This is a genomic window from Candidatus Cyanaurora vandensis (assembly GCF_013285555.1).
Taxonomy (GTDB): domain Bacteria; phylum Cyanobacteriota; class Cyanobacteriia; order Gloeobacterales; family Anthocerotibacteraceae; genus Cyanaurora; species Cyanaurora vandensis.
Genome location: NZ_JAAXLT010000195.1, coordinates 1 through 7,427, shown reverse-complemented (window position 1 = coordinate 7,427; position 7,427 = coordinate 1). Strand labels below are relative to the sequence as shown.

The 7,427-nt window shown below is 53.1% G+C and carries 8 protein-coding genes and 1 pseudogene; 6 read left to right on the top strand and 3 right to left on the bottom strand.

Annotated features, from left to right (window positions below; translation table 11 throughout):
• Positions 1-120: 120 nt before the first annotated feature.
• On the bottom strand, positions 121-1,410 hold the full coding sequence (locus HFM78_RS13940; protein WP_287130058.1) for a TolC family protein: 1,290 nt from the start codon (positions 1,408-1,410) through the stop codon (positions 121-123).
• A 138-nt stretch (positions 1,411-1,548) separates the two neighbouring features.
• On the opposite strand from HFM78_RS13940, the gene HFM78_RS13935 reads away from it, so the two are divergent.
• The 3 genes from HFM78_RS13935 to HFM78_RS13925 all read left to right on the top strand — a co-directional run bounded on the left by HFM78_RS13935 (position 1,549) and on the right by HFM78_RS13925 (position 4,029).
• Positions 1,549-2,724 carry a 1-deoxy-D-xylulose-5-phosphate reductoisomerase gene (locus HFM78_RS13935; RefSeq protein ID WP_287130057.1) on the top strand — a complete coding sequence of 392 codons (1,176 nt, stop codon included), beginning with the start codon at positions 1,549-1,551 and terminating at the stop codon, positions 2,722-2,724.
• A gap of 4 nt (positions 2,725-2,728) precedes the next feature.
• On the top strand, positions 2,729-3,298 hold the full coding sequence (locus tag HFM78_RS13930; protein ID WP_287130056.1) for a bifunctional 4-hydroxy-2-oxoglutarate aldolase/2-dehydro-3-deoxy-phosphogluconate aldolase: 570 nt from the start codon (positions 2,729-2,731) through the stop codon (positions 3,296-3,298).
• A 167-nt stretch (positions 3,299-3,465) separates the two neighbouring features.
• A complete protein-coding gene (locus tag HFM78_RS13925; RefSeq protein WP_287130055.1) occupies positions 3,466-4,029 on the top strand; it encodes a helix-turn-helix domain-containing protein in 564 nt (187 codons plus the stop codon).
• Between the two features lie 373 nt (positions 4,030-4,402).
• Here the strand turns inward: HFM78_RS13925 and HFM78_RS13920 are convergent, their stop codons facing one another.
• A complete protein-coding gene (locus HFM78_RS13920; RefSeq protein ID WP_287130054.1) occupies positions 4,403-5,371 on the bottom strand; it encodes a site-specific DNA-methyltransferase in 969 nt (322 codons plus the stop codon).
• A 216-nt stretch (positions 5,372-5,587) separates the two neighbouring features.
• On the opposite strand from HFM78_RS13920, the gene HFM78_RS13915 reads away from it, so the two are divergent.
• The 3 genes and pseudogenes from HFM78_RS13915 (at position 5,588) to HFM78_RS13905 (ending at position 6,641) form a co-directional block, all read left to right on the top strand.
• The gene (locus HFM78_RS13915) at positions 5,588-5,770 is read left to right on the top strand and encodes a helix-turn-helix domain-containing protein (RefSeq protein WP_396035062.1); all 183 of its coding nucleotides are present in this window, start codon (positions 5,588-5,590) and stop codon (positions 5,768-5,770) included.
• A pseudogene (locus tag HFM78_RS13910) lies at positions 5,770-6,273 on the top strand (restriction endonuclease). Before HFM78_RS13915 ends, HFM78_RS13910 begins: the two are co-directional and overlap by 1 nt.
• Positions 6,274-6,422: 149 nt before the next feature.
• The gene (locus HFM78_RS13905; protein WP_287130052.1) at positions 6,423-6,641 is read left to right on the top strand and encodes a hypothetical protein; all 219 of its coding nucleotides are present in this window, start codon (positions 6,423-6,425) and stop codon (positions 6,639-6,641) included.
• Here HFM78_RS13905 and HFM78_RS13900 read toward each other — a convergent pair.
• The gene (locus HFM78_RS13900) at positions 6,638-7,333 is read right to left on the bottom strand and encodes a uracil-DNA glycosylase family protein (protein WP_287130051.1); all 696 of its coding nucleotides are present in this window, start codon (positions 7,331-7,333) and stop codon (positions 6,638-6,640) included. The two genes, HFM78_RS13905 and HFM78_RS13900, sit on opposite strands and share 4 nt — an antisense overlap.
• Positions 7,334-7,427 lie beyond the last annotated feature (94 nt).

Below are 7,427 nucleotides of genomic sequence, written 5' to 3'. Positions count from 1 at the left end.
GCGGGTCGGCGGGAGCGCGAGGGCGGAACCGTGTGCCAACCCCTAACTCCCCCGCACACAACCCCTGCAACCAGGAGACACAGGTAACGCGTAGCCCGTTGAGAGCGCGGAAGCTAAGCATTACACCCCTACAGCTAGTCCCAGTTCAGCCAGCGCACGGTTATAGCTAATGACCGCGTTAGCATAATTCTGACGCGCCTCAGTCAGGGAACGTTCCGCCGTGATGACCTCAATTTGCAGACTCAGCCCGAGTTGACGGCGGCGTTGGATCAGTTGTAAGCCCTCGCTGGCTTGGTTGACAGCCACCTGGGACGAACCCATCTGGGCCTTAGCCGTCTCCTTTGCAAGATAAGCCTGCTCAATATCACTCCTGATCCGTTGGGCTGTCTGGCTCACATCTAGCCGCAGGTTGCGTTTGTCGTACTCCAACTGCTCCTGACGGGCCACACTCGCCCCCCCGTCGTACAATTGCCAACTCAAGCTCGCCCCCAAGATGGTCTGAGGTTGGTTGAAGCCGCGCAAGTTATCATTGAACCCGTAGCCCGCCGAGACCGTGAGCCGGGGCAAGACCTGACCATTATCCGTCGCCTGTTGAGCACTAGCAATCGCCACATTTCGCTCCAGGGCACTCAATTCAGAACGGCGGTCAAGGGCTAGATCTAACGTAGCGGCGAGGTCCTGGGTCCAGTCGGGGTTGGGCGCGATAGGGTCGGCCGCACGGGCCGGGATGGACTGGCTTAGGTTTAGCAAATCCGCAAGGACCAATCGAGTCCGGGCCTGTTCATTTTGGGCAGCAAACAGACTCTGACGACTATTGGCGAGTTGGACTTCCTGTTGCAGGACATCGAAGCGGGTGGCAAGTCCTGCTTGTTGACGCTTGCGAGTCTGGTCCGAATTGGCTTGGGCATTGGTCACCGCTGCTTCTTGGATCGTCACATCGCTGTCGGCTCGTTGCAAGTTGAAATAGGCCGTGGTCACACTGAGAGCAATATTGCGCTCCTGAGTCTGGAGGTCCAGGGTAGTGCGTTCTCGCGTGAGTTGCGCCGCCTCAATCTGGGGTTCCCGGCTGGCATCATAGACCGTCCAACCCACCGTCCCTTGGAGATTTACATTGTTGGCAAAAGGAGTAGCCCCCAATTCTTGGCCCGTGTAGCTGCTGGTGGTACTGAGGTTGGGCGACCGGAGGGCTAGGGCAGCACGGACCCCCGCCTCAGCACGGAAAACATTGTTGCGGGCCTTGAGGATGTCCTGGTTCTGGTCTAGGGCCAGCCCTACGGCTTCTTTGAGCGAGAGGGGACGGGCTGCTTTTTCGAGCCGGATCTCGAAATTGGGCGGGACACGGGTGGTGGTTTGAGCCAGCACCGGCCCGCCCGTCCACAACAACAAAACCCCGACACTGCGCCAAAACATAAATATCCCCGAAAACTGTTTTAGGTTGGCACGTCCTCTGGACTAGAAACAAGCGGGAGTATTGTGAAGTTATGGGGATTTGTGGCTAGACACCGGGTCTCTGTAAACCGACAATGGCGAGTATCAGCGGACGAGACTGTGAAAAAACTTACCCTTTTGGGTTCAACGGGTTCGATTGGTACCCAGACGCTCCAGATTGTAGCGGCTTACCCTGAACGCTTTGGGGTCGTCGGTCTCAGTGCCCACAGCAATATGGTCTTACTCAGCGAACAGGTCCGCCAGTTTCGGCCTGAGGTGGTAGCCGTGGCGGGGGAGCCGGAACGCCGTCAGTTACGGGAATTACTCGCGGATTTGGCGGTCCTGCCGGAGATCTGGACGGGACCGAGCGGGCTAGTCCAGGTTGCCGCCCACGGGGCTAGTCAAGTCGTCGTGACGGGCGTTGTCGGGGTGGCGGGACTGTTGCCCACCCTGGCGGCGATTGAAGCAGGGAAAGATATTGCCTTAGCGAACAAAGAAACCCTGGTCGCCGCCGGTCCTGTGGTCTTACCGCGCATCCGAGCCAAGGGGGTCCAGCTTCTGCCTATAGACTCCGAACACTCCGCCATCTTCCAATGTCTGCAAAGTAACGCCCTGACTCAAAACCAGGGACTCAATAAGATTATTCTGACCGCTTCTGGGGGTGCATTTCGCGATTGGCCCGTGGAACGACTCCAAACTGCCACCGTCCGCGATGCCCTCAAACACCCCAACTGGGTCATGGGCAAAAAAATTACCGTAGACTCCGCCACTTTGATGAACAAGGGTCTCGAAGTAATTGAAGCCCACTGGTTATTCGGGTTGGACTACGACCAGATTGAGATTGTGATTCACCCCCAGAGCATCATCCACTCGTTGATTGAATGGACGGATACTTCAGTCTTGGCGCAGTTGGGGTGGCCCGATATGCGGCTGCCGATTTTGTATGCCCTGAGTTGGCCCGAACGGCTCTCGACCCCGTGGCGACCACTCGATTTAGTTGAAGTCGGGACTTTGACTTTTAAGGCCCCGGACCACGAGAAATATCCCTGTATGCAGTTGGCCTACCGAGTGGGCCGGGTCGGGGGCACCCTCCCGGCGGTCCTCAACGCTGCTAACGAAGCTGTAGTCGAGCTTTTCCTGCAAGAGTCGATCAGTTTCACCGATATTCCCCGCCTGCTAGCTCTCACTTGTGACGCCCATAGCCCGGTTCAGCAACCAACGCTGGTAGATGTGATTGAGGTCGACCATTGGGCCAGACAACAGGTCCAGCGGCAGGCCCAGCGCACCGTGGTCTAAGCTCATGCATCCGTTATTACAACAATGGCAACAGGACCGACTGGTGGCAGTCATCCGCAGTTCTAATCAGACTACGGCTCTGGAAATTGCGGCGCGAGTCCAGGCGGCAGGAGTACGCCAACTGGAGGTTACGCTCACCTTTCCCGAGGCTCTGGCAGTGATGGCTCAGCTTAGGGCGGGGTGCGGGACGGTCATGACGACCGCACAGGCTCAAGCCGCCATCGCCCAGGGGACGGCTTTTTTGGTCTCGCCCTTTACCCACCCGGAGATTATTGCGCTGGGGCGAGCGGCGGGGGTCTTGGTGGTCAGTGGGGCTTGGACGGCGACGGAGGTGGAGCGGGCTTGGCGTTTGGGGGCGGATGTGATTAAGTTGTTCCCGGCTCAGGTGGGCGGTCCTGATTATCTGCATAGTCTGAAGCAACTATTTCCCGAGGTGCCCTTTTTTCCCTGTGGTGGCGTGACCCTGGCGACAGCGACGGATTATCTACAAGCGGGAGCGGTAGCGGTGGGGATTGGACAGGGTTTAGGCACGGCAGCGGACCTCTCGCAAGTCCAGCAATTACAAAAAGTTTAATTACCCGTTCTCTAGAATTTCGTACGCTTTAATTTTTTAAAAACCTAAGATTGATGGGTCGTGACTAAAAACCATGAAGATACCATAAACCTAATATGTGTGAATCGCAAACATGGTTACCAATTTAGAGGTGGTAAATTAGACCTCAATTGCCTGAGGACTTACCCATGGCTGCCAAGGTCAAAATGCGCCTCGGTTGGGTGCAGCTTTACGATAAAACAGGTAAGTATAGTCCCACCAGCCGCCGTTGTAGCATCTCCCGTCCCACCCTTTGTAAGTGGGTAACGCGCTACCAGCAGCAAGGACTTGACGGATTACTTGACCAAAGCCGTCGCCCCCGTAAAGGTCGTAAACGTGACCACAAGGAGATTCCTGGTGAACGAATTCAGAGGGATGTCGGTAACATTGGTCCCAAACTCTACCCATGTATGGCAATTGATGACTGTACGCACCTCAAAGTCATCCGGCGATACCCCCATCAAAAGGCCGACCGGACCCGAGCCTTCCTCGAGCAGGTAATCCCTGAATTTCCTTTTGCTAGCCAACGCAGCCAAACCGACCATGGCGAGGAGTTCATCGCTTATCAGGTGCAGTACCGCTTGATGGCTTTGGAGATTAAATTTCGTCCCACGAAGCCGCGTTCCCCCCACCGCAACGGCAAGGTTGAGCGTAGGCAGTGTACTGACCTTGAGGCGTTCTACAGCCTAGTCGATAGCAAGGCACCTGATTGAGCCGAGCAACTACAAAGGTGGCAGGCGGACTACAACCGGGAACGACGGCCTAGCTCCCTTGGCAAAAGTCCCTGGCAGAAGTGGCAAAGCTTAGCCAGTCTGCCCACAAGGGAGCCGGGACCTGCGCTCTATGACGGGTCGAAAGAACGTATCCGAAGTGCTTGTTATGGGGATGATATAGGTGTCGACCCAAATGGGTTTGGTCACTGTAAACCATGTTTGTGATTCACATGTAGCGAGTCAGGCAGCTTAGCTTACGCGGCTTTCGGCTAAGGAAATGTCCGGCTAGCTGACCAGTCCTTAAGTTCATTTATCGTTCCATTGCTCCCCAAGTCCCTTTTTGTACCTTTGCCGCTTTTAACCCAAATACCTACTACTGAGCTGGAATCTCGATAGGTTGTTGTTGAGATAAGGGCTTGCTAACCACGGGTAATGAATTTTGAATGATATAGTCCTTCACCTGAACGGTTTGTCCTTTCAATATTTGCTCATGGACAAATTGCATATCTTCCGACCTGCAATTTTTGCCGAGCAGCCGAAAAATACTGGTTGCTAGATAATCTATCCGTTCTTCAAAGGCCAGCCATCTCCGACCCTCTATTTCTGCCACTGCCCCTGTGGTATTTGATCCTGCAAAAAAATCGACAACAAGATCATCAGGATCGGTCAGAAAACGGATGAAGAATTCTGGTAGCTTGGCCGGAAAACGTGCCGGATGCTGTTTAACGCCGATAAGCTTGCAACCGGACAAATACTGGCTGTTTGAATCTGAATTGGGTATCTGCAAAAGATTAGAAGGAATAGCGCCCCCATTGTTCTTGCCAAAGTTTTTCCCAATGTCGTGCCCTGATGGGCGTAGTTTTGGCGAGTAGAATGCCGCAGGGTCTTCGAGAAGCTTGTTCATTCTGGCACTATAGGGAGCTAGTACTTTGGATACATCGGCTTTAGGCCATTCCGTCTTGCTGAACCACCACAGATTGTTTACCGAGTCTTTTGCCCTAATTTTTCTTTTGTTCACCCACTCAATAGGGCTTGGCAGTTTTGACGGGTTATACCAGTAAAAATCTTCTGCTAAGAAGAAGCCAAGGTCATCGCAGAATTTGATAGGAATGCGAAAATTATACAGACTACGTGTTGGGCTACCCTTCTGGTATGCACCGCCTAAATCAATCACGAAGCTGCCATCAGGTTTCAGTTTTTTGTAAACTAGAGCGGCGAACTCTGTAAGCCAATCTATATACTCTGACTGATCCTTGTTTCCGTATTCTTTTTGCCTTTGTAAGGCAAAGGGTGGACTCGTTATTACCAGATTTACACTATCGTCCGGCAACTGCGCCAGCATCTGGCGGGAGTCGCCGCAATATGCTTTTCCAAGCTCTGTGGTGTAAGCAGGGAGCTGTTGGAAGCCGTCAGAGGTCGTTCTTACTATGTGGTTGTCCCTTCATTACACTGCTATAACACTTATAGTATGTAGACGCATAGTGGTCAACACAGCAAAAATCATCATGTGTCATCACAAAAAACACAAATTACTCTTCGTCTCCGGTTCGCTAGGAACTTGCGTCAAATCAGGTTGCAGAAGGAGTTCTCTCAAGAAGCACTCGCCGAGCTGGCGAGCCTGCACAGAAATTATATCGGCTCCGTTGAACGCGGCGAGCGCAATATTTCTATCGACAATATTAAAAAATTGGCACACGCGCTAGAGGTTGACCCAGCATTGCTGCTCACGGAGCAGCAGTAATGAAAGCCCATGCAGATGCCGCACTCCTAAAAGAGTTGTTCCCCAGTATACGAACATATCAAGAATTAGCGGCAAAGCACGGGATTAAAGACATTTTTCAAGATAATGGCGGGAAGATACTTCAGGTCTGCCTCACGCTTAATCTTAAGGTGTTGGGGGGACGCGAAGGTAATGATGCGATTGACGAGGCTGGCAACGAATACGAACTCAAGTCGGTCAACCTCAATCTCACCAGAAGTTTCTCGACGCATCATTACATAAATCCAGTCATAATTGCTAAATACCGTAAAGTGGACTAGATTTTTGCGACCTATGAAGCGATTGAGTTAAGAGAAATTTATCGGTTAACGCCCGAAAAGATGGAGCCGTTCTACACGAAATGGGAAACGAAGTGGCTGGCTGATGGTAGGAAAGATATTAATAATCCTAAGATTCCCCTGACTTATGTTCAAACTCATGGGGAACTGCTTTTCTCCGAAGACTCAATCACTGATATAGGGTGAGTCGCTTGTATACCCATTTGTCCCAAAAACGAACGTTTATCAGACACTTCCTGTCCTACCTCTCTCATACGGGTTACACCCCCTCATTTGTGTATCACAACTTATCTCTTTTTCTATGTATGGTCTTGGCCCTATCGGAAAAACTAGCGATGGGGGCCGAGCTCGGCAGTCTTTTCCTCGATGAAGGCTTCGGCAGTTTGGATGCTGAAACCTTAGAAAGTGTCACCCAGATCCTAGAATCCTTGCGTCAACAGAATCGGATGATTGGCATCATCACCCATGTCTCAGCCCTTGGTGAACGTTTACCCACCCAGATTAAAGTCCACAAAGACCCTAGTGGCTCCCGGATTACCCTAGAGACGCTCTAGACCGGCGGACTGGTCAGGTCTTCCACCGGGAGGCCCGCTTGCAATCGCTCATAGACGGCCCGGACAGCTTGGATATCTTGCCACATCAGCCATTTAGGTCCGCCGACCTCCCGCGATTGCTGGCGCAAAAGATAGGCCGGGTGAAAAATCGGGACGACCCACCGCCCCTCCCACTGCAACCACTGGCCCCGGATTTTGGTAATTCCGCGTTTCTCATTGAGCAGAGCCTTAACTGAGGTGGCCCCGGTCAATAGGATGATCCAGGGGTCTACGAGTCGGATTTGTTCGCGTAAATAACCCATGCAGGCACTCACTTCGGCGGGTAGGGGTTCGCGGTTCTCGGGAGGGCGGCACTTGACGACATTACAAATATAAATATCTTGATTACTATCAAATTTAACGGCGGCTAGGATCTTATCGAGCAGTTGACCGGATTTACCGACAAAGGGCAACCCCGTCTGGTCCTCATGCTCTCCTGGTCCCTCGCCAATGACCATGATCCGGGCGGTGCGCTGGCCCCGTTCCACGACGGCATGGGTCCGATGTTGCCCTAGGTCACAGCGATAACACACCGAGCAGTCCGCCTTGAGCGCGTCTAGTCCGTCATAGGTCCCCGGCAGGATCGGTACGGTGGCGGTTTTTGGAATGCGGGCGGGGTCAGCGGTTGGGCCAAAGAGGTCAATCTGTGACATAAAAATTCCCGGTGTCTCTCAAGTATATCCACGGGCGGGCATCGCCAAAGCGGGGGCAAGTAACCCTCTTAAACGGGCGGGACTGAGACGGGGG

What these genes read in the sequence shown, in the direction of transcription:
- HFM78_RS13940 (WP_287130058.1), bottom strand. Translation starts at nt 1,410, where the DNA reads ATGTTTTGGCGCAGTGTCGGGGTTTTGTTGTTGTGGACGGGCGGGCCG.
- HFM78_RS13930 (WP_287130056.1), top strand. Translation starts at nt 2,729, where the DNA reads ATGCATCCGTTATTACAACAATGGCAACAGGACCGACTGGTGGCAGTC.
- HFM78_RS13925 (WP_287130055.1), top strand. Translation starts at nt 3,466, where the DNA reads ATGGCTGCCAAGGTCAAAATGCGCCTCGGTTGGGTGCAGCTTTACGAT.
- HFM78_RS13920 (WP_287130054.1), bottom strand. Translation starts at nt 5,371, where the DNA reads ATGCTGGCGCAGTTGCCGGACGATAGTGTAAATCTGGTAATAACGAGT.
- HFM78_RS13905 (WP_287130052.1), top strand. Translation starts at nt 6,423, where the DNA reads ATGGGGGCCGAGCTCGGCAGTCTTTTCCTCGATGAAGGCTTCGGCAGT.
- HFM78_RS13900 (WP_287130051.1), bottom strand. Translation starts at nt 7,333, where the DNA reads ATGTCACAGATTGACCTCTTTGGCCCAACCGCTGACCCCGCCCGCATT.